We start from the raw sequence: 22,352 nt of genomic DNA on the forward strand, positions 1-22,352 counted from the left end.
ACGCCACCCCTGGTACCCCCTTCCGGCGTCCGCACGCTCAGCGCAGGGAGCGGATCGCCGGGCTCGCGGCGACCAGGGCGGCGCAGGCCAGTACCGCGCCGCCGCAGACCAGGAACAGCGCTGTCGTGCCGTACGGCAGCAGCACGCCGGCGACCACGTAGGACAGCGGGTCGAACGCCACCGTGGCCAGCACCACCAGGCTGGTCACCCGGCCCAGCAGCCGGGAGGGCACCCGCTCCTGCAGCGTGGCCACGATGACCACCCCGAGGAACGCCGACCCCAGGCCGATCAGCCCGACGACGGCCGTGGCGGCGGCGACCTGGGTGGTGGCGGCCAGCCCGGCCATGCCCGCGCCGATCGCCGCCACCCCGCCGACCACGGTCCAGCCGCGCCGGGTGGGCGGCCACCAGCCGGCCAGCAGCGAACCGGCCAGCGAACCGGCGCCGAAGCCGGAGAGCACGATGCCGAAGGAGCCCGCGCCACCCAGGCGTTGCTCGGCGAGCACCGCGCCGCCCACCAGTACCGGGCCCACGACCGCGATGTTGATCAGGGCGACGGCCGCCAGCATCGCCCGTACCAGCGGCTCGTTCCAGGCGTACGCCAGGCCCGCGCCGAGGGCACGCGGGCTGCTGAGCTCCTCACCGTCCGCGCCGTCCGGATCGGCGGTGCCCGGATCGGTGCCCTCGCCGCGTCGTGCCGCGCGGAGCAGGGTGCTCAGCGCTACGGCGGCCAGCGCGGCGAGCGCCGCGATCCCGCCGAGCGTCGCGTCGAAGCCGACCGCGGCGATGACCCCGGCGGCCACCGCCGGGCCGACCAGGTCGCCCCCCGACTCCGCGCCCTGCACCAGAGCGTTGACCCGGGAGAGCTTCCCGGTCGGCACCACGGCGGGAATGAGCGCCAGGGCGGCCGGGAAGTACGCGGCGTCGGCCACGCCGAGCAGCGCGGCGAGCAGGGCGACGGTCGTCAGCGACGGTGAGCCGAAGGTGACCACGGCGACGAGCGCGAGCAGGACGGCGACCCGCAGCCAGCAGGCGACGGCCGTGACCCGGGCGGCGCCGAGGCGGTCGACCAGCACCCCCGCGGGAAGCAGCAGGGCCGCCCGCGGCAGCGCCACGGCCACCAGGACGAAGCCGGTGGCGAGTCCGGGCTCGGACAGGTCGAGGACGAAGAGGGTGAGCCAGACCAGGAACAGCGCGTCGACGGTGGCGGCCAGCCCTTCCCCCACGACCAGGCGGCGCACCTGGCGCTCGCCGCCCGGGCCGGGCGGAGCGGGAGCGTCGGTCGGCTCCGTGGTCATGGCCGGCTCCCCGGGCGGAGGTCCGGGGCCGCGCCCGGACGGGTGCTGACGAACATGCACGAACGGTACAAGAGCGGGATACCACCCTGGTCGGCTGAGGAGGAGGAGTTCGTGGAGGGGGAGCGAGGGCCGTCAGGCGATGTGGGTGCCCCCGTCGACCGGCAGGGTGGTGCCGGTGACATAGGAGGCCGCGTCGGAGACCAGGAACACCAGGGCGGCGGCCAGCTCTTCGGGCCGCCCGACGCGCCCCGAGAGCACCCGCTCCATCACCGTGTCGAGGTAGCCCTCGGGGTAGCCGTCGGTCATCGCGGAGGTGAAGAGGCCCGGCGCCAGCGCGTTGACGCGGATGCCCCTGCCGGGGGTCCACTGCTGGGCGAGGTCCCGGGTGAGCCCGAGGAGCCCGGCCTTCGACGCCGTGTAGGCGGCCTGCGGCAGACCGCCCGTGACCAGGGCGAGGACGCTGGAGACATTGACGATGGCACTGCCGGGCAGCATCACCGCGCCCGCGGCCTGGGCCATCCAGTAGCAGCCGTGGAGGTTGGTGTCGATGACCTCGCGGAACTGCTCGGGAGTCTCCTCCGCCGCGGGCCGCTCACCGCCGATCCCGGCGTTGTTGACCAGGATGTCCACCCGCCCGAAGGCCTCCATGGCCGCGCCCACCAGCGCGCGGCAGTCCTCCGGACGGGACACGTCGGTGCGTACCGCGACGGCCCGGCGGCCCAGCCGTTCGACGGCCGCGCGCACCGCCTCCAGCCGCTCGGCGCGCCGCGCGCCGAGCACCACGTCCGCGCCGGCCTCGGCCAGCGCATGGGCGAAGGCGGTGCCCAGCCCGGAGGAGGCGCCGGTGACCACGGCCACCCGGCCGTCGAGCCGGAAGCGGTCGAGGACGCTCACGGCCGGCCGGCGCCGCGGTGGTCGGCGAGGTGGTCCACCAGATCGCCGACCGTCCGCAACTCCGGGACCCGGTCGTCGGGGATCCGCACCCCGAACCTGTCCTCGATCGCCACGGTGATCTCCACCATCGACAGGGAGTCGATGTCCAGGTCCTCGGTGAAGGACTTCTCGGCGGTGACCTCGGCGGGGTCGAGGCCGGTGACCTCCTCGACGATCTCGGTGACGGCGGACAGGATGTCGGTGGCGTGGGGCATGGGTTCCTCCTTGTGTGGGTGGGGCCCGGGTCAGACTCCGAGGCGCCGCCGGTAGGTGGTGAGGGTGCGCAGGAAGCCGTCCAGCTGCTCCTCGGTGTGGCCGGCGTGCGGGAAGAGGCGCAGCATCGCCTGGTTGCGGGAGACGGCCGGGTAGGAGAAGACCGGGACGAGGTAGCCGTCCGCCACGAACCACTCCCGCATCTGCAGGGCGGCGGCGTCGCTCCCGATCGGCACCGAGAGCATGTACGACTCGGTGGGCGTCGTCGCCGTACCGGCCTCGTGCATCTGCCGGCGGAGCCGCGCGGCGTGCGCCAGGTAGTCGTCCACGATGGCCGGATCGGCGGCCAGGGCCTCGATCGTGCGGGTGGCGGCGTGGGCGGTGGGCGGCTGGATGGCGGCCGTGAACATCGAGGTTCCGGAGAGCAGTTCGAAGGCGTCGACGGCCGCCGCCGGCCCGGCGATCGCGCCGCCCTCCAGGCCGATGGCCTTGGACAGGGACACCATGACGAAGTCGGCCCGTTCCCGGATCGCGGCCGCCTCCCGGGCGTACGGGCGGTGCTCCGGCCCGTAGACCATGAAGCCGTTGGCGTCGTCGATCATGCTGATGGCGCCGTGGCGGTCGCACTCGTCCAGGATCTCCACGATGGGCCCCATGGTGCCGTCGGCCGAGTAGATGCTCTCGGCGATTACCACGGTCTTGCCGGCCCGGACCCGGCCCAGGATCCGCGCCAGGTCGGCGACGTCATTGTGCCGGAAGGCGTGGACGTTGCGGCCGTAGCCGAGGCCCTCCAGGCCCTTCCAGACGCTCCAGTGGACATCGCGGTCCACCACGAACACGGTGTCGTGGTTGCGCACCTCGATCCCGGTGTCGAAGTGCGCGGAACTGCTCATGGCGTTGACGAACCCGATGTTGGCCAGCAGTCCGGTGGCGAAGCTGATGGCCCGCTCCTTGCCGGTGCGGCGGGCGATCGTCTCCTCCAGCTCCTGGTGCGGCCGGCAGATCCCCTGGGTCATCCGGGAGCCGCTGGTGCTCAGCCCGTGCGCGAGCGCCCCCTCGGCGAAGTGCCGCCGCACCGGGACATGGCGCTCCAGGTCCAGGAAGCTGATGCTGGCGAAGTTCACCAGCTCACGGCCGCCGCGGACGATGGTCGGCCCGACCGGGCCGTCCACCACCGGCGGGCGGTACGCGGTGTCATGGGTGTTGGCCTCGACGAAGGCGGCGAAGGCCCAGGGGGCCAGTCGGTCCGCGGACGGTACGGGGGTCTGGGACACGGTCATGGCGGGGTGTCTCCTCCACGAGGGGCGCGGGTCGGTAAGGGCTCCAGGGCCGCGGCCAGATGGCCGAGCGAGGCCGTGCCGGCCAGTTCGTCCGAGGCGATCCCGGTGAGGCCGCGGTGGTGGAGCAGCGCCAGCAGACGGGGGACGGCCACCAGGGTGACGCCGTGGTCGGCGAGGCAGCGGTCCATGTCCACGGCGCCGGGACCGGGGCCGTCGGGGGTTCGTACGGCGGCCACGGCGGCGGCCAGGGCCCGTTCGGAGTCCGTCGCGGGCGGGCGGGACGGGGCCCGTGTGCTTCCCGCGTCGGTGGCCCTGGGGCCTTCGCCGCCTTCCGGGGTCAGGACGTAACGGTCCGGGGTCATCAGGTCGGGCACCTCGCCGAGGTGGTCCAGGAGGTGGCGGTGCAGGTCCTCGGCGCTGGTGCCGGGGGCGGTACGGGCGTACGCGACGAGCCGCCGCCCGCCACCCGCCCCCGTGGTCCCCCTCTCGGGCGCCACCGTCGCCTCCAGCACCCCGGGATGGCCCCGCAGCACCTCCTCGACCGCGGACAGGCGCACCCATCCGCGCGGGGCGCGCCACCAGCCGGGAGCGGCCGGTGCGAGCGGACGCACCGGGACCGGACGGTCGGCCCCGTCGGCGAGCGCCCGCAGCAGAGCGCACAGCCGGAGGGGCAGCGCCGCGGCCTGCCCGGCGTCCAGCAGCTGGTCCCCGACGGTGACATCGAGGGTGAACACCCCGGCGTCCAGGGCGAGATCGGCATAGAGCGTGTCGCAGGGCTCGTCGGGCGCGCTGCGGATCCAGCCGGCGGGCCCCTCCGGAGGGGTGTACTGCTCCGGCGGCAGATACCCCCGCGGCCAGGAGTAGCAGTTGTACTCGATGGTGGGGACGGCCACCACACCGCGCCGGCGGTCCATCCGGGCCTGCGCGGCGACCAGTTCGGCGGGGTGGTAGCGCCCGTGCCGGTAGGCCGTGGCGCAGGCGGCCGCGACCGAGGCGGCCACCTCGCCGAACGCCGCGCCCGGGCGCAGCTCGATCTGCACCGGAACGGTCAGGGCGCGGACGCCGAGGCTGCCGCGCAGGGCGGCCCGGGCCCGGTTGGCCACCACCACCGAGGCCAGGAACCGGTGTTCACCGGTGCGGGTGGCGACCTCGTGCGCCAGCGCCGCGAGCACCGCGGTCTCCGCGCTGACCCGGTGCCGCCGGGCGACGCGGTCCAGGTCCCCGTACGCCTCCGTCGAGCGGTACTGGAGGCGGTGGCGCCCGGCGCCGTCCGCACGGCCGCCGAACGGGGCCAGCACCCCGGCCGGGTTGGCCGCGAGCCGGGTGAGCCACTCGCGCTCCGCCGCGCGGGCCCGCTCCGAGGGCCGGGCGGTGGCCATGTCCAGCGGACGTACGGAGGACCCCGCCGGCACCTCCTCGCCGCGCAGCCGGTCGTGCAGCTGGCTGAGCAGCGCCGCCAGCCCCCAGCCGTCGATCACCACATGGTGGGCGGTCAGCAGGACCGCGCGCGGGGTGCCCGCCTCCAGCAGCACCCGGGCGCGCCAGGGCGGCTCGCGCTCGGGGTCGATCGGGAGGGCGGCCAGCGCCGCCGTGGCGGCCTCCAGGGTGGCGGTGTCGGCGACGGGGACGTCGAGCTGGTCGATCGGCAGCGGGGCCCAGTCCGCCCGGTGCACGTACTGGACCGGGCGCAGCGGATCGACGGTGGTGCGCAGCTCCTCATGGCGGGCGGTGAGCGCCGCCAGCGCCGCGTGGACGTCGGCGACGGTCGCCGGGGGCGGGATGTGGCAGTGGTCGGCGAGCGGTGTCGGGTTCACCCGCCGGGGTCCCGGGATGGTCCGCTCGTACCAGTGCCACTGCTGGACCCAGTCCAGCGGCCTGCCGCGCGGTGCGGGGGCGGTGCTCTGCTTCGGGAGGTGGTTCACGCCCGGCACCTCACACCGCCCGGACCACGAGGGCGGCGTTGTGCCCGCCGAACCCGAACGAGTTGCTGAGCGCGGTCCGCAGCCGCTCATGGCGCTGCGCCCGGTGCGGGACGAAGTTGATGTCCGGGTCGATCGGCTCCTCGCAGTTGATCGTCGGCGGGACGTCCCCGGTACGGAGGGCCAGGATCGACGCCACCAGCTCGACCGCCCCGGCGGCACCGATCATGTGCCCGGTCATCGACTTGGTGGAGCTGACCGGGATCCGGGTCACCCGGTCGCCCAGCACCGTGCGCAGCACCGCCGTCTCGGTGGCGTCGTTGAGCAGCGTCCCGGTGCCGTGTGCGTTGACGTAGTCCACCTCCGCCCCGGTGATCCCGGCGTCCCGCAGCGCCGCCTCGACGGCCAGCCGGGCGCCCCGGCCCTCCGGATGCGGGGCGGTCCAGTGGTGGGCGTCGGAACTCGCCCCGTAGCCGACGAGCTCGGCCAGGGCCGCCGCCCCCCGCCCCTCGGCCGTCTCGGCGGCCTCCAGCACCAGTACGGCGGCTCCCTCGCTCATCACGAACCCGTCGCGCCGGGCGTCGAACGGCCGGCACGCCCCGGTGGGGTCGTCGTTGCGCCGGGACAGCGCACGGGCGTTGCCGCTGCCCGCGAGGTCCACGGCGGTGACACAGGCGTCGGCGCCCCCGGCGAGGACGACATCGGCCTCCCCGTACGCGATCATGCGCATCGCCGCGCCCAGCGCGTCGGCGCCACTGGCGCACGCCGTGCTCTGCGCCCGGCTGGGCCCCTGGGCGCCCAGCCGCATGCTGATCTCCCCGGCGGCGCTGTCCATGGCCGTGGTGACCTGGGCGAACGGGCTGATGGCCCGCGGCCCCCGGTCGCGCAGGGTGTCGGCGGCGCGGTAGATCGACCCGACCGGGCCGTAGCCGCTGCCGATGACCACGGCGACCCTCGGCGCCAGCCGCTCGTCCACCACCAGTCCGGCGTGCGCGCAGGCCTCCAGCGCCGCGGCCAGCGCGTACTGCGCGCACGGGTCGGCCCGGCGGCTGACCGTCCGGGGCATGTAACGGCCGGGGGTGAACCCGCGGACCTGACCGCCGATCCGCACCTCAAGCCCGGTCACATCGATGGCGTCCACCGTGTCGATGCCGCTGCGCCCGGCCAGCATCGCCGCCCAGGTCTCCTCCACACTGTGGCCCAGCGGCGTCACCGCCCCGTACCCGGTGACCACCACCCGGCGCCTCCTCCCGGTGCCCGTCACTGGGGGACCACCTCGGCGTCGCGGATGGGCGGGGCGATGTCGTCGGGGGCGACCGGCACCATCAGCACGGCCGTCCCGCCCCCCGAGCAGAACTGCCGCGCGGCACGGACCTCCTCGGTCAGCGCGGCCTTGTCGCGCAGCACCCGGCAGTGGAGGCCCGGTCCCTCGTCCACCGCGGGCGGCGGCGCGCCGGGACGGGCGAAAGAGTGGCGATCGGCGTCCAGGCCGAGGCGGGCCCGCTGGGCGTCCAGCCAGCCGTAGCCGCCGTTGCACAGCACCACGTACAGCACCCCGCCATGGGAGGCGGCGGTGACGGCGATGTCCGCGCGGGCCGCCAGGAACGCCCCGTCCCCGACGAACGCGGTGACCTCGTGGTCCGGGGCGGCCCGCTTCACCCCGATGGCCGCGGCCGCCCCGAAGCCCAGCGGGGTCTGCTCCGAGGGCACGATCGACCCGCCGCCGGCGTGGAAGGGGAAGCAGTAGGACCACATGTCCTGCAGGCCGTTCTCCTGGACCAGTACGCGGGGTTCGGCGGCGGTGGCGTCGAGCGCGGCGAGCAGTTCGGCGATCCGGATCTCCGGCAGCGCCGCCGCCCGGGCCAACTCCCCTTCCACCTCCCGCGACATGGCCTCGCGGGCGTCGGCGACCCGCTTCACCCATCCCTCGGCCGCGTCCCCGCCGCCCTCCTCCAGCGCCCGGGACCAGCCGAGCACCGCGTGCCGGGCGTCCCCGAGCACCCGAGGGCCCGGGAACTCGGCCGACAGCCCGCCCGGATCGGTGTTGACCTGCACCACCGTGACCGGGGGCCAGGGCGTTCCGCCCTCGACGGCCGTCTCCTCCAGCCGCCCGGCGAGCGACACCACCAGATCGCAGGAGGACCACAGTTCACGGGCCGGGGCGGCGGCGTAGAGGCCCGCCAAGCCGCAGAACAGCGGATGGCGCTCGTCCACCGCGCCACGGCCGGAGGCGGTGGTGAACAGCGCCGCGCCGAGCCGTTCGGCGAAGCGCTCGACCACCCCGCCGTCGTTGCGGTGCCGCATGCCACCGCCCACCAGCACCACCGGGCGGCGGCTCGCGCGCAGCGCCGCCAGCGCCGGTCCCGGTGCCCCCGGTACGGGCTCGACGGCCAGCGGTGCGGGCAGGGTCGGCCGCTCCGCCGTGACCAGGATCTCCGCCGTACGGACGTCGTCGGGCACCTCCAGATACACCGGTCCGGCCGGCGGACCCATGGCCCGGGTCAGCGCCGTCACCGTCGCGGGGACCAACCGGTCGGGATGGCCCACCCGGTGCGCCCACCGCACCAGCGGCGCCGCCACCGCGACCTGGTCCAGCTCCTGGAAACCGCCGCTGCCCCGGCGGCGTTCGGGCGCGCCGGCGGCCAGCACCAGCACCGGCGCACCGGACTCCCGCGCCTCCAGCAGCCCGGTGGCCGCATGGGTGACGGCCGGCCCCTTGCCCAGGGCGCAGACCGCGAGCCGGCCGGACTGCAGCGCGTAACCGGTCGCCATGTACATCGCGTTGCGCTGGTCCCGGCACGGTACGAGCTCCAGCCCGGCCGCGTCGAGGGCGCGCAACAGCTCCAGATCGTCGCCGGGCAGCCCGAAGCAGGTGTCCACCCCGTTCGCCACCAGCAGGTCGACCACCGCGGACCACGCGTCGGCGTACCGCTTGCCCATCCCGGTCACCTCCCACCCACCGCGACGGGGCCGGCCGCCGGAAGATTCCGCGCCACCGCCTGCGACATCAGCAGGGGCTCGGCGTGCCGCTCACCGCCGTACGAGATGTAGTTCGCCGTCAGCCCGAAGCCGCCGAACGGGCGGTTGCCGTCCTCGGCGTCGAGCAGGGTGTGCTCGACACAGGTCTGATGGCGCTTGGCCAGCACCCGCACCGTCTCCGGGTCGTTGCCGTAGACCATCGCCCCCAGCGCGCGTTCGCTGAACGGGGGCCCGGCCAGCCGCTCGCGCAGCCGCCGCGCACTGGGGTAGGCCACCACGTTGAACACCGGGGCGAACATCTCCTCCAGCGGCAGCTTGTCCTCGAAGTCCCACAGCAGCACGGTCGGTTCGACCCGGCGGGACGGCAGATCGATGCGCCCGCCGTGCCGGATGTGGCGTGCGTGGCGCACCAGGTAGTCGGAGCAGTTCACCAGCGCCGAGTCGTAGTAGATCGGACCGTAGTCGGCGCCCGGGTCGTCGTTCCGCCCGAAGCGCAGCGACGCCAGGGTGGCGGACAGCAGGCCGGTGAACTCCTCGGTGCGGCGCTGGGGTGCGAACACCACGTCGGGGCCGAAGCAGTCCTGGCCCGAGTTGTGGAGCCGGATCCTGACGAGGTCCCGCACGGCGCGGGGGAGATCGGCGTCGGGGGCGATCACGAACGGGTTGACGCCATGGCCGAAGAAGAGGAGGAGCTGGTCCTCCGCCAGCCCTTCGCAGACCGTCTCGGCGTTGGCGTAGTCGCCGGTGAAGACGATGAGGTCCGCCTCGCGCACCGGGCCGGTCACGAACTTGCGCTGGCTGAGGTCCACCAGCTCGATGGGCAGTCCGTGCACCGGTGCCAGCAGCTCGTGTAATCGCCGGATCTGGCCGCCGATCTGGGAGGACGGCCGAAAGACGATTCTCTCGCAGTAAAGGGACGCCACGAGCAGATGGAGCGCATAGGAATACAGCGGGATGTTGGAAGGCATGAAGACGGCGGCCAGCGGTACACGGCCGGGCCGGACCCGCCGCATCTCCTCCTCCGCCCCGTCGAGGGTGGCGAGGAACGAGCGAATCTCCGAATCGGCGGTGCGGTACGGGGAGATGTCGGTCAGGATTTCCCGCACCGCGTCCTCGTTGCCGGCCACATGGCGGCGCACCGCGCGCAGTGCCTCCAGCCGGTCGGCGAAGGGGACGTGGTATTCGGTGGCGGGGGAGGGTGTACCGGCGGTCGAACCGGGCGCGGTCGCGCCGGATGCCGGATTCTGCGGGGTGGGCAGCGAGGTCATGGCGGTCTTCTCCAGAACGGCCAGGTCGGGCTTTCCCGTGTTCGAGAGGGGAAAGTCGGCGAGCACCACGATGTGGTCGGGCTGCTCGTAGCGGGCGAACACGGGGCGCAGCTCCCGCTTCCAGTGTGCGGGCGCCCGGCCCTCCGGGTCCGCGATCACGAAGACCAGACGGGAGCCCAGACGCTCGTCGGGGAGGGCGACCACCACCGTCCGGGCGCCGGCGGACGCGGCCCGTTCGGCGAGGTGGTCGGGGTAGAGGGTGTGGCCGTCCCGGTGCACGGCGCGCTTGCGCCCGATCGGGAAGACCCGCCCGGCGTCGTCGAGCAGGCCGATGTCACCGGTGCGGTGCACCGGATCCGGCACCGGGACGATCTCCCCGTCGTCGGCCAGCCGACCGGTCATCAGCCCCTCGCTGCGCACGACGAGTTCACCGAGCCGGCCGGGCGGAAGCGGTCTGCCCTGGTCGTCGTGGACCTCGACGGCCACGCCGGGCAGCGGGGTGCCGCACCCGACCGGATCGGAGGCGGTCGCCAGCGCGATGTTCCCCACCTCGGTCGCTCCGTAGCCGTCCAGCAGAGGCCGGCCCGTACGGGCGCGGAACCGGGTCGCCAGGTCGCGCCCCAGCGGCGCGCCGCCCACGCACCAGGCCCTCACCCCCTCCAGCGCGTCCACCAGGGCCGGACGGCGGTCGAGCAGGTTGAGCAGGCTGTAGTACGTGGACGGGGCCGCGTCCACGATGGAGAGGCTGTGCTCCACGCCCACCGCGAGCGCGCGGTCCAGGCGGGTGGTCGGCCCGTACACCACCAGCGTCCCCCCGCCCAGCCACCAGCACAGCACCAGCGACAGGCCGTACTGGTGGGAGTAGGGCAGGACGGGCAGGAAGACGTCGTCGGACCGGTACCCCATGCGTTCCGCGCTGAGTGCGAGGTTCTCCAGGATGGAGCGGCCGGAGCGGACGATGCCCTTGGGGCTGCCGGTCGTCCCCGACGACCACGAGATGGCGGCGTCCCGGCGCCGGGACCAGGCCGAGACCTCGGGCCCGTCCACCGGGTGGGAGCCCGGCCGGGCCGCCGCGTACCCGCCCGTACCGCCGTCGCCGATGTCGAGCATCACGCGCGCCTGGGCGCGGATTCGCGAGCGCTGTGCCGGGGTCGCTCGGTGATCGGCCAGGACCACCGAGGCGTCGAGATGAATGAGCGCGAGCAGTGCGACGACCCATTCCGGGGAATTGGCGCCGCTCATCATCACCCGCGAACCGGGTCCGATACCGCGCCGGGCAAGAAGTTCGGTGGCACCGAATACGCGGGCCACGATGTCGTCTGACTCCCAGATACGTCCCTCGGGCGAGATCAAGCGCCTGAAAACCGGCAACTCGTGCTCCTTGGTGCCAGCGGGTGTGTTCGACTCCTCGGGCGTACATGTGTTCGCGAAGCCGTGTCCCGCGACAATGCCTGCCGCTGTTGGGCAGGTCTGACGAAAATGACTATCGCATACCCCATGAGCCCGTGTCGACAGTGCATCGGCATTCCGCGATAAGGCGTGAGCGGAGCCGCGCGTCGATATCGTGACGGAAGGGGAGTGCGGCGGTATGGGGAACGCGTGTGACGGGTGATCAGTTCTGGGGGGAATTCCTCGGAGTGTGTCCGTTATAGGGCGATGAAACGTTTCAGTTTCCCTATGCAGCGAATATTTTGGGCGAAGGGCTTCGGGGTGTGCGCGGGCGCCCTTTTCGGCCGGGCGGGGGAGCGGTGGCGGCGCGGAGGTGAACCGCCGGGGAAGCGTTCCGGAAGACTCGTCATCCCCAACCGTTGCAAACCGCCGCAAGGTTGCGCGGAACGGTGCTGATCGGCCCCCTTCGCCTCCCTACGATGCCCACGCGTCGAACGCGGCCACGGTGAGCGGAGTTCTGGGTGCAGGAGATCAACTTTCCGGAGGATGTCCGGAAGATGCTCTGGATCCTCATCGGTGAGATGCCGTTGGAGGCCAGGGAGAACCTCGCCTATGAGAGCCGTGAGCTCTACCACCGCTACGGCCGTGGTCTGAAGTCGCTCCAGGAGGAGATCCGCGCGTCGATCGCGGAGGCGGCGACCGCGCTCCCGAAGGAGGTCGCCGACCCCTACATCAGCGCCCTGTCGGTGTTGGTGGATGACGCCGGGATCAGCCATATCGACCAGATGGTCGACCAGTTGGACGAGATCTCCGCGGGTCAGGTCGATCATTCGATCAAGATCCAGGGGGCGAAGTGGGAGATCATCGCCGAGATCATCTCGTTGATCGCGGAGTTGGCGATCCTGGCGGCGCTGGCGGCGTTCACCGGGGGGACGTCGGTGACGCAGATGTTCCTGGCGCGGGCGCGCAGTCGGCTGGCGGTGCTGCTGATCGTGCAGCGGCTGCTGCGGATGTCGGGGCTGGGTCCGGCGCTGACGGGGGCGTTGACCGAGGCGTTGCAGGTGTTGGCGGTGCAGTTGGCGCAGATCGCGTTGAACGAGGGGCCGCGTAAGCCGGACGGTATCGACTGGAAGGAGGTCGGGAAGGGGGCGGCGTTCGGGGCGCTGGCCGGCCTGTTCTCCGGCTGGCTCGGAGGAGCCTTCGACCTGTTCGGGAACTTCTTCAAGAACTATCTGAAGAAGAACGTGGACGGCTTCGACTCGTGGGTGAAGCGGAATCCGTTCACGGTGAAGACGCTGGATGTGCTGAACGACCTGCCCGAGGCGTTCGTGGTCGGCGCGGTGAGCGAGAGTGCGGCGGAGGTGCTGGTCCAGGGCCTCTTCGATGGGGTCTGGGAGTTCAAGTGGGAGACCTTCGTCGGGTCGGGGACCAGCTCGATGTTCCAGGTGGTGACCGACGTCGGAGGCGGGGGCGGGGGACTCTGGCTCAACAAGTGGCTGACCGATACGCGGGCGTTCCCGGAGGTCAACCGGGTCGGCCCGGCCGGTGGCGGACCGGGAGGCCGTGGTGCGGGCGGCGTGGACGGAGCGCCGACTCGTCACGCGCCCGCACCGACCGGCCCGGCGCCCTTCGTACCGCCGCCTCCGCTGTCCACGACGACCTCCGGCGGGGACACGGCCCGGTTCGGCGACCCGTCCCCGGTGCCGCTGCCCACCAGGTCGGCCGGGGGACCGCCTCCCGTCCTGCCGAGCGGTGGAGGGACCGTCCCACGCCCCGTCGGGTCGCATCCGGGCCCCGAGGGGGCTGACGATGACCCGGGGGTGTCCGGCAGGACGGAGACGCCGTCCCGTTCCGGCGGTTTCGAGGCCGGAGGCACCGGACCACTGACCGCCCCCGGGGCTCTCGACCCGCCCCGTGTGACGCCGTCCGGGGCGCTCGCCCCGCCGCGGGTGCTGCCGTCCCCGTCTGCCCCGGTGGTGCGGCCGGATGTGGACGGTCTCCTCGGCGAGTACGGCGGAAGGCCGAGCGGTCCACGCGGTGCCGGAACCCTGGACTCCGGCGCCACCCCGTCCACCGGCGACGAGGCCCCGGCTCCCGGCACCACCACGCCCTCTCTCACCCCGGGCGGTGGCCGCCCCCTGCCCGGCGGCGTCACCGGCCTTGCGGGTCCCGTCGGTCCGACCGGTCTGAGGCCCGGTGCCGGGGACGACCCCGCCGATGCCTTCCTCCCGGAGGGTGAGCCCGGGGCGGCCGAGACGGGTGCGGACCGGGGCACGCCGGACTACGGCACCCCCCGTGGAGGGCCCGCCGGTACCGGATCCACGACCGGGCCCACCGGGTCCGCGACCGGGGGCGCCGGGCCCACCGCCGGGTCCGCCGGCGGGGAGGACGGCACCCGGGTACGTACCCCCGCCGCATCCGGCACCGGCGACGGCACCGGCGACGGCACCGACGGCGCGGATACCGCTGCGGACTCCGCCTCGGAGGCGGCGGACACTCCGGAGCCCGGTCCGCCGCCCTCCTCCGCCCCGCTGACCGGTGACCCGGGCTGGGAGGCGGCGCGGAAGGCCGTGGAGCCGGTGACCCGGGAGCATGTCTGGGTCGACCCGGTGTCCACCCCGGCCGATCCCGCGCGGCCGGGGCAGACCACCCAGTACGTGGTCCGGTCCGGGTTCGAGGCCCGGCGGGTCTCCTACGGCGGCGAGACGATCACCGACCTCACGGTGCGGGTCTCCGGCGGTTCGGAGGAACTGCCGCCCGAGGTCTGGGAGAAGCTGCGGGCGGGGGTGGAGGAGCACTACAACGCGCCCCGGTACCGGCTCCCGGGCGGCGAGCTGCTGCACATCACCGTGGAGCCGGTCGGAGACGGGCCCCAGCCGCACGCGCTCACCGTGGACCTGGTCGGCAGGGACCAGCCGATGACCCGGACGGCCTGGTGGGCGGACGCCGAGCCGATCGACTACGCCCATGAGATCGGCCACCAGCTGGGGTTGCGGGACGAGTCCCGCACCGGGCCGGACACCGCCCACCGGCCGGACGTTCCCGGCAGCCTGCTGGGCGACTACACCCGGCCGGCGCCGGACGGGTTCCCCCAGGCGGGGCTGCGCGGCCGTCATCTGAGCCTGCTCGCCGCCCACATCGGCGACCTCGACGCGGACAGCGCCCGGCCGCCGAGGCCTTTTCCGGCACCTGCGCCACCCGGGCCGGTCCGGCCGGTGCGCACGGTCGGGGACGGGCCCGCCCCGACCCCGCCGGACGCCCCGCCGCCCGCCTCGCGAGGCGCCGAGCCGCGTACACCCCGGCCCGGTACGGATGGTGGTACGGGAGGGGGTACGGGACCGGGCACCGGCACCCCGCTCCCGGCCCCGGCCGTCCCCGCGCCCGCACCGCCCATCCCCGTACCGCCCCCCGCCCCACCGGCCCCGCCCGCCCCCGCGCCGCAGCCGGTGGTCCCTTCCACCACCGGCACCCGCAACCGGCTGGACGGCACCCGGCCGCCCCGGCTGGAGCGGGGCGTGCGGCCGCCGGCCGCGCGGCGCGGGCGGACCCGGTTCGCCGACGGCGGGGCCATCCCCGCGTACATCGACGACCTGGCCTCGCTGCTGGACGGAGCCGACTCCGCGCTGCTGGACGAACTGCTCACCCAGCCCGCCACGTTCGGCCAGAGCGCGGTGACGCTGCGGGGCGCGGAGCTGATCGCCGCCGAGGCGGGGGCGCTGCTGGACGGCGGCGAGACGCTGCGGCCGGGGGCGCGGCGGCCGGGCTCACCGCCCGGTACGGGTCCGGTGGCCGAGCTGCGCGCGGCCCTGCGGCAGCGGCCCCGGACGCTGGTCGGCGGGCTGTCCTTCCCGTACACCAACGCGGCGGGGGAGGTGCGGATACTGAAGGTCACCGCCCGCCACTACGGCCGCTGGCAGCGGTTCGAGGACACCTACGGCAAGCCCGCCAAGGTCGACACCATGGACCGCGCCACCGTCCAGTCCGGCCGGGGCGCGAACGTCCAGTCCACCACCCAACTGGGCATCGGCGGGCCGTTCCTGGGGCCGCCGTCGGCGCTCGCCTTCGGCGGGCTGGGGCGGCTGGCGGTGCGCGGCGGCTACGGGACCAAGGTCGGCTACGGGCTGACCGACCAGGTGAGCAGCCAGGCCGAGACCCGGATGCTGGACGGCTCCCAGGTCTATCTGGACGACCTGTATGTCGAGCTGTCCGTCACCGATGCCGACGGGCGGGTGGTGACCGAGCCGCTGCCGCCCGGTACGGCGGGGCCGGCTCAGGGCGCCCAGCTCGGGCTGGCGCTGCGCGACGGGCTGGCGCTGCGGCTGCCGGACAGCGCGGTGAAGCCGCCGAAGGCGGGACGGATACCCCGGTCCATCGCACTGGACCAGGACTCCCAGTACCGGCTGGTGCGCACCGAGGGGTTCGGCCCGGTCACCCGTATCCGGGACTGGGCCGCCCAGCGGGTCGGGGCCGCGCCGGGCAGCTCCGCCTACCGGGAGCTGGACGCCTTCTTCTCCAGCGACTCATTCCAGCGCCATGCCAGGATGCTGGCCGCCGGGCGGCTGACCACCGCCCCGCTCTTCGCCGACGATCGGGGGCGCACCCCGCTGGGGGTGTTCGTGGTGGAACGGGTGGTGCCGGTGCGCGCCACCCTCGTCGACGAGACCCCGGACGCCGAGCTGCGCGACATCATCACCTCCACCGTGCGCAGCGACCGCTCGCTGGCCCGGAACCTCAACTTCGGGCTGGACGGGGTTCTGGGACCCGCCTTCAACTTCCTCGACCTCGGCGACAGCGTGCTCAACCTCCGGCTCCAGTTCGGGCCCGCCTTCCGCTATCTGTTCTCGGTCTCGCGCTCCAACGGCCTGGGCGGCTTCGGCGGGTTGAAGACCTCCGGGCAGGTCAAGGGCGACCCGACCGGGCTGTATCTGGTCCGCAAGACGGTGCACGTCCGGCATGTGGGCAGCGGCGGCCCCGCGCGGGTCTTCCAGACCTGGAGCGTGGACCGGATGACCCGTACCGAGGCGCGGCGGCTGGCCGGCTGGGACGACGGGACGGCACTCCCCACCCGGCACGGGCTGCCCGAGCCGTTCGCCCCCGCCTATCTCACGGTCGACCATCCGCCGACCCTCGGGATGCACCGGGTCGAGGAGTTCGCCCATGCCAACGGGGCCCGGACCCGTACCAGCGGCGGCGGTCCGGCCCGTACCCTGCCGGACGAGTTCGCCGACACCCTGCTCACCACCCTGGCGGCGGAGTACCCGGGGATGGTCGCCCCGCTCGACCAGCTCACCCCGCCCGGTCCCGGCAGCCGCTGGACCAGCGACGACGCCTACAAGACGGCGCTGGCCAACACGCTGACGGTGCTCACCGCGCTCTCCCACCAGAGCCTCGGCGCCGCGCTGGAGGCGCTGACCACCACCGGCATCCGGGTGCGGCTGATCGAGCCCGGCACCCTGGGACGCGGACACCGCTACGTCTGGGTGCACGGCGAGCTGACCAACCGGCGGTACGAGGGCCGGCAGGACGACCTCAAGCTGCGGCACAGCGCCCCGGGCGGCCAGCGGATGGACGGCCAGGAGAGCCGCAAGCGCACCCTGGGCGGCGGCTTCGACCTCCAACTCGCCTTCCGCGACCCGGACCCCGGGGCGGGCGAGGCGATCGGCGCCCCGGACAACGCCGGGGTGCTCTCGCTCGGCTGGCGCTCCGCCGTCCAGCACGACTCCGAGTCGGGCCACGGGGCCTCGGTCACCAACGAGCCCATGTCGGTGAGCACCAAGGCCTCCCACCTCTACCGCTACGACCTCGCCCTCACCGTCAGCCACGGCGGCCACTGGCGGTTCCGGGGGCTGGTGCGCGGGGTGGCCACCCTGGGGCTGCTCGGCACCCAGCCGTTCGTCTTCCGCCGCCCGCAGGCCCTGCTGATGGGCACCGGCCCGAACGGCGCCCCGGTCGGCGGCGGCCCGGTCACCGGCCAGGTCCTGATCAGCGTCCCCGACCGGCACACCCCGGCCGTCGACCCGCACCGGCCCGGTTTCCCCAACCCGTACCGCACCCTCGGCGGGGCCCTGCCCAGCACCGCCCTGACCCGCCGCCAGGCGCATGCGCTGGCCACCGGCGGACCACCGCCGCCCGGCGGTCCGGAGCACCGGCTCTTCACCGAGCTGCGGCAGCACGCCTTCCTCACCCTCACCGTGGTGGTGCCGCTCGGACTGGTCGAGACCGCGGGCACGGTGATGCGGGACGCCTCCGGCGGGAGCTGGCAGTTCTCCTACGAGGGCGCCCCGGCCCGGGAGGCGGTGCTGAGGTCCTTCCAGCCGCAGTTCGCCACCGCCTCCTTCGACCAGAGCTCCGGCCCGCTCGGCCTCACCACCGCCGGCCTGATGGGCAAACCCCCGTACGGCACGCTGTGGGGCACCTTCCGCCAGTTCACCACCGTCACCGGCATCCACGCCCTGACCGGTCCGGTGGAGATGGACACCGAGATGATCCTCGGCAGCGGCACCCAGGCCACCGGCAAGACCGGGCGGAGCGTCACCCACTCCTTCGGCGGCCAACTCACCTACGCCAAACCGCACTCGGGGACGCATGGGCCCTTCGGCGCGTACGGGCTGGTGGCCAACCCCTGGTCGGAGAGCGGCCAGCGCAGTCTGACCCTGAGCCGCGCCGTGGTCGCCGACCTCAACCTCAAGAGCTTCGGCCACCAGGTCCTGGTCAGCGGCACCGTCGAGCACCGACTGGCGATGGTCTCCAGCATGCTCGGCACCACCGCCGCCGGTCTCCCGCTCGTCCCCTCCTCGTTGGCCGGCGCCGCCGGGTCGGTGGTCTCCGTCCCCGGCGGCTGGCTGGCCCATGTCCCCGAGAAGAGCGCCCATCTGCTGGGCATCCTGGACGACGGCCTGGGGCCCGTACCCCGCTACACCGCCGACGCCTGGTCGCCGCAGCCCTGGATGCGGGGCAACAGCTTCGGCACCTATCCGGTCAACGGCCTGGACCCGACCGCCGTCCTCGCCGACTTCCAGGCGCAGGTGGCCGCCCTGGGGCTGGACGACCACGCCCAGGAGCACATCCGCCAGCATGTCACCGCCCGGGTGCTGCGGGCCCTGCACCGGGAGCTGACCGGCACGGGCACCAGCACCGCCACCCGCTCCGGCGGCTGGGGGTGGCGGCAGGTCCGGGTCGGCGGGCGGCGGGCCCGGGTCCGGGTCGAACTGCTGCCCGGCACACCGGCCCTGGAGATGCTGGACCACTCCCAGGAGCGGGAGGAGAACCGCCGCGCGGTCCAGTCCGTCCAGGAGAGCGCCGACTTCACCTCCGGCAAGGACATCGGCATGCTGGTCGGCGAGGCCGTCCACACCGGCGACCCGACCGCCGTCGCCGCCGGGCCCGTCTACACCGAGACCGGCACCTCGCGGCGCTCGGTCTCCGCCGCCCACTCCACCGCGAGCAGCACCACCTACCGCGCTGCCTCCACCGAACCGCACGCCGAGATCACCACCCCCTACCGGCTGCGCCTCACCCTGGAGTTCGACGACGAGACGCCCACTGACGGGGGTGGGGCTTCCCCCGCCCCCCGCCGGAGGGCCGGGGCACGCGCGGGCGAGGCGGCGCGGCGCTTCACCGGCCGGCAGCGGATCACCGCCACCGGTGACGCCGGCGCGCTGCGCGAACACGTACCACTCAGCCTGATGGCGCCCGGTCCTGCCCCGGGTGTCGCCGCCTCCGACCCCCGGCTCGCCCCACCCGACCTCACCCCCACAACCCCGCCTCGCTCCGGGGCGCGCCCCGGGCTGCTCGGCGGCGGCGCCCGCCACACCGACGGCAGCCTCCGGCCGTTCACCGTCCCCGAGAACGGCTTCCACGTCCGCCGCGTCCTCGGCCTGGAGCACATCCGGGAGGCGAGCCGCCGGGCCATCGCCGAGGGGTACGGGACCGACCTCGGCGGCCTGGACGGCGACGGCGACGGGACCGGCGCCCCCGACGCCGCCCGCCGCGCCGCCCTGCTGCGCCGCGCCTCCACCACCACCCTCACCCACCCCGGCGGCGGCCCCGCCCAGACCCTGGAGGACGCCACCACCAACACCGCGCTGTCCACCTTCTACGACCAGGCCGCCACCCCTGGCGGCTACGAGGTGCCCGGCCTGACCCACCGCAACCCGGTGGGCACCGACTCCGCCCGGCTCTCCCTGCACGCCGTGCCGGACTTCTCCGGGGCGGTGCTGCTGACCGTCGCCGACGGGATGAAGACGGAGGTGCTGCGGGAGACCGCCGAGGGCGTGTCCACCTCCGTCTCCCAGGAGAACACCCAGGACTCGGCGCTCGGCGGCGGCGTCGCCATCCGCACCGAGCAGACCGGGCTCAACCAGCCCACCGCCACCCTCACCGGCCCCTACGCCGCCGACGGGGACGGCGCGCCGGTGGGGGAGGACCACCTCTCCTCCCTCAACGTCAAACCGAAGACCGGCCGGAGCTTCCTCTTCGCCGTGCCCACCGACTGGCTCGCCGTCGCCGAGGTGCACCGGGGCGTCAAGGACAGCGCGCCCGGCCGCCTCGCCCGCCACCTCACCGGCCCCTTCGCCAAGCACCCGCCTCGCGGACCCAAGGCCGTCTCCGCGCGCACCCACGCCCTGGTCTGGATCCGCGACGACGTCGCCCGGGAGCTCGGGCTGATCGACGACACCGTCTTCCCCGCCCGGGTCTCCGCCGCCTGGGACGCGGTCACCGCCGCCGCCAAGGCCTGGACCGACGCCGACAAGGCGTACTGGAAGAAGCGCCGCGCCTCAGCGGGGCTGCGCGAGGAGCGGGACGCCGCGGCCGCCGCGCTGGACACCGCCCGTACCGCGGCCCGGGACACCGCCCGCCGGCTCATTCCGCTGGTCGACGCCCTGGAGGAGGCCGACACCGTCCTGGCCGACGCCGAGTCCGCCGGGCGGACCGCCCATACGGCCGCCGACGGGCTGGAGACGGCCGCCGGGCAGCTGGAGACCGCGGCCACCGCCATCACCCGGGCCGACGACACCGCCGCCCAGGTGCGCCGGTCCACCCGCCACACCGTGGACCGCGCCCGGCGCGCCCGGGACGACCTCACCCGCTGGGCCGCCCTGCCCGGCGGCGGCCCCCGCCCCGCCGTCCTGCGCCGGGCCGAGGAACGCCTGCGCACGGCCCAGGCCGCCGCCGCCCGGCACACCGCCGAGGCCGACCGCCGCGCCGCCGACGCCCGTACCGCGTACGGATCCGCCCTGGCCCGGCTCACCACCGCCGAGGCCGCCGCACCTCCCGCGCCGCCGGCGGGCCCCGCCCCGGTGACTTCCGCTGCCACCCCGCCCGAGGCCGGGCGGGCCCGGCACACCGCCACCGCGCTGCGTGCCGCCGCCGACCAGCGGACCGCCGAGGCCCGGCGGCGGCAGCGCGTCGCCGCGCGGACCCTCGAACGGGCCGCCCGCGAGGACGCCTCGGCCCGGGCCGCCCGCGACCGCGCCATGATCCGCTCCCGGGCGGCCGGCCGCGCCCTGCACGCCCGCCGTGCCGAACTGCGCGCCCTCACCCGCACCGCCGAGGCCGCCGCCACCGAGCTGCACCGGGTACGCGCCGCCACCGACCTGCTCACCCGCTGGCACCAGCTCGGCGCCACCCCCCAGGGCCGCGCCCTGCGCGCCGGACTCGCCGAACCACCGCCGGTGACCCACCGGCCCGTGTCCCGCCCCCGGCCCCCGGCGCCGCCCGCCCCGCCGCGCCCCCGCTACCTCGCATCCCCGGACGGCACCCGGCTGACCGCGCCCGACGGCACCGGCCACACCCTGCTGGACGTCCCCCGCGACGGCGACGCCTTCTTCCACGCCCTGGCCCACGGGCTGGCCGCTGCCGCACCCGCCCTCGCCGCCCACCACGGCATCGACCCGGCCGACCCGGACACCCCCCGGATCCTGCGCGCCATGCTCGCCGCCCGGCTCGCCGACCCGGCCGACGCGGACCTGCTGGACGCCGTCGCCCCGGACGACACCGACACCTTCGCCGCCGCCGAGATCGACGCCACCGGGCCGGTGGCGGCGCTGGCCCCGGGGACGCCCGGCCGCCGCGAGTTCGACCAGCTCGCCGTCGTCCCACACGCCGCCGCGCTGGACTCCACGGCCCGCTCCCGGCTCGCCCGGTCCCAGCTGCTGCGGCCGGGCAGCGCTCCCGGCGACACCGGCTGGGACCACTCCGCCGCCGACCTGCTCCCGCTCCTCGCGGCCCGCACCTTCGGCGTGGAGGTCACCGTGGTCCGCGGCGACGGCACCTTCCAGACCTTCACCCCGGGGCGCCGGCCCGGCCCCGGGCTCCCGCCCGCGCTCGGCGGCGGCACACCCGGCCCGTACCCCCCGCTCGTCCTCCTCCTGGACGACCGCCACTACCGCCTCGCCGTACCGGCGCCTTCGCGTTCCGCCCCACCGCCCCCGGCGCCGTCGCGCCCGGCCCCTCCTGTGCCGTCGCCGCGCCCGACGCCTGTGCCGCCGTCGCGCCCGGCCCCGTCCCCGCCGGGACCGCCTGCCCCGTCGCCGCCCGGCGGTACCGGTGCCGTGTTCGACGGCTTCGAGGAGGCGCTGCTCGCCGCGCTGGGGCCGGACCGGCGCTCCGCGCTGCTCGACCGCCGGCAGCCGGTACCGGTGGCCGAACTCGCCGACGCGGGGGTCACCGTGTCCGCCGCCGCCTCCGTCCAGGCGGTGCTGGCCGGCGGCACCCTGAGCGCCGAGGAGCTGGGGCTCACCCCCGAGGAGCAGCTGCGCTGGCTGCTCGCCCGCCGGGTCGCCGCCACCCAGGCCGCGCCGGGCGGGGCGGACGCGGCGGCGCTGGCCGTGGTGGTGGCCGCCGCGGAGGCGCTGGGCCTGGACCTCGACGTCATCCTGCCCGGGGGAGGGACGCGCTCCTACCGGGCCGACCCGGACGGCACCGGCACCCTCACGGTGCGGCTGCTCCCGGACGGCCGGTGGCAGGTGGCCCCGGCGCCGTGAACCGCGGCCCCGGGCCCGGCCCGTACGGGCGGTGGCCCCGACGCCTGACCTCCGCGGCCTGGGGCCGTACGGGCGGTGGCCCGGGTGCC

At 75.1% G+C, this 22,352-nt stretch carries 9 protein-coding genes; 1 reads left to right on the forward strand and 8 read right to left on the reverse strand.

Annotated features, from left to right (window positions below; genetic code table 11):
- Nucleotides 1–37: 37 nt before the first annotated feature.
- From M1O15_RS12190 to M1O15_RS12225, 8 genes are all read right to left on the reverse strand, one after another.
- Nucleotides 38–1,297 (reverse strand): MFS transporter, encoded by a 1,260-nt coding sequence (locus M1O15_RS12190; protein WP_248633728.1) that lies wholly within the window; start codon nucleotides 1,295–1,297, stop codon nucleotides 38–40.
- A gap of 132 nt (nucleotides 1,298–1,429) precedes the next feature.
- A complete protein-coding gene (locus tag M1O15_RS12195; RefSeq protein WP_248633729.1) occupies nucleotides 1,430–2,191 on the reverse strand; it encodes an SDR family NAD(P)-dependent oxidoreductase in 762 nt (253 codons plus the stop codon).
- Nucleotides 2,188–2,445: an acyl carrier protein gene (locus tag M1O15_RS12200; protein ID WP_248633730.1), complete on the reverse strand. Its 258-nt coding sequence runs from the start codon at nucleotides 2,443–2,445 to the stop codon at nucleotides 2,188–2,190. The genes M1O15_RS12195 and M1O15_RS12200 overlap by 4 nt, the downstream gene beginning before the upstream one ends.
- 30 nt (nucleotides 2,446–2,475) lie before the next feature.
- Complete coding sequence (locus tag M1O15_RS12205) at nucleotides 2,476–3,723, reverse strand: aminotransferase class I/II-fold pyridoxal phosphate-dependent enzyme (protein WP_248633731.1); 1,248 nt, start codon at nucleotides 3,721–3,723, stop codon at nucleotides 2,476–2,478.
- Nucleotides 3,720–5,645, reverse strand: a complete 1,926-nt coding sequence (locus M1O15_RS12210) for a condensation domain-containing protein (RefSeq protein WP_248633732.1) — start codon at nucleotides 5,643–5,645, stop codon at nucleotides 3,720–3,722. The genes M1O15_RS12205 and M1O15_RS12210 overlap by 4 nt, the downstream gene beginning before the upstream one ends.
- 10 nt (nucleotides 5,646–5,655) lie before the next feature.
- Nucleotides 5,656–6,879, reverse strand: a complete 1,224-nt coding sequence (gene fabF / locus M1O15_RS12215) for a beta-ketoacyl-ACP synthase II (RefSeq protein WP_248633733.1) — start codon at nucleotides 6,877–6,879, stop codon at nucleotides 5,656–5,658.
- A gap of 23 nt (nucleotides 6,880–6,902) precedes the next feature.
- The gene (locus M1O15_RS12220) at nucleotides 6,903–8,582 is read right to left on the reverse strand and encodes a thiamine pyrophosphate-binding protein (protein ID WP_248633734.1); all 1,680 of its coding nucleotides are present in this window, start codon (nucleotides 8,580–8,582) and stop codon (nucleotides 6,903–6,905) included.
- Between the two features lie 5 nt (nucleotides 8,583–8,587).
- Nucleotides 8,588–11,200 carry an aldehyde dehydrogenase family protein gene (locus M1O15_RS12225; RefSeq protein ID WP_308282287.1) on the reverse strand — a complete coding sequence of 871 codons (2,613 nt, stop codon included), beginning with the start codon at nucleotides 11,198–11,200 and terminating at the stop codon, nucleotides 8,588–8,590.
- A 635-nt stretch (nucleotides 11,201–11,835) separates the two neighbouring features.
- Between M1O15_RS12225 and M1O15_RS12230 the strand changes: the two genes are divergently transcribed.
- The gene (locus M1O15_RS12230) at nucleotides 11,836–22,263 is read left to right on the forward strand and encodes a hypothetical protein (RefSeq protein WP_248633762.1); all 10,428 of its coding nucleotides are present in this window, start codon (nucleotides 11,836–11,838) and stop codon (nucleotides 22,261–22,263) included.
- The last annotated feature ends 89 nt before the right edge of the window (nucleotides 22,264–22,352 follow it).

This window comes from Streptomyces lichenis (assembly GCF_023218175.1).
GTDB classification, from domain to species: Bacteria; Actinomycetota; Actinomycetes; order Streptomycetales; family Streptomycetaceae; genus Streptomyces; species Streptomyces lichenis.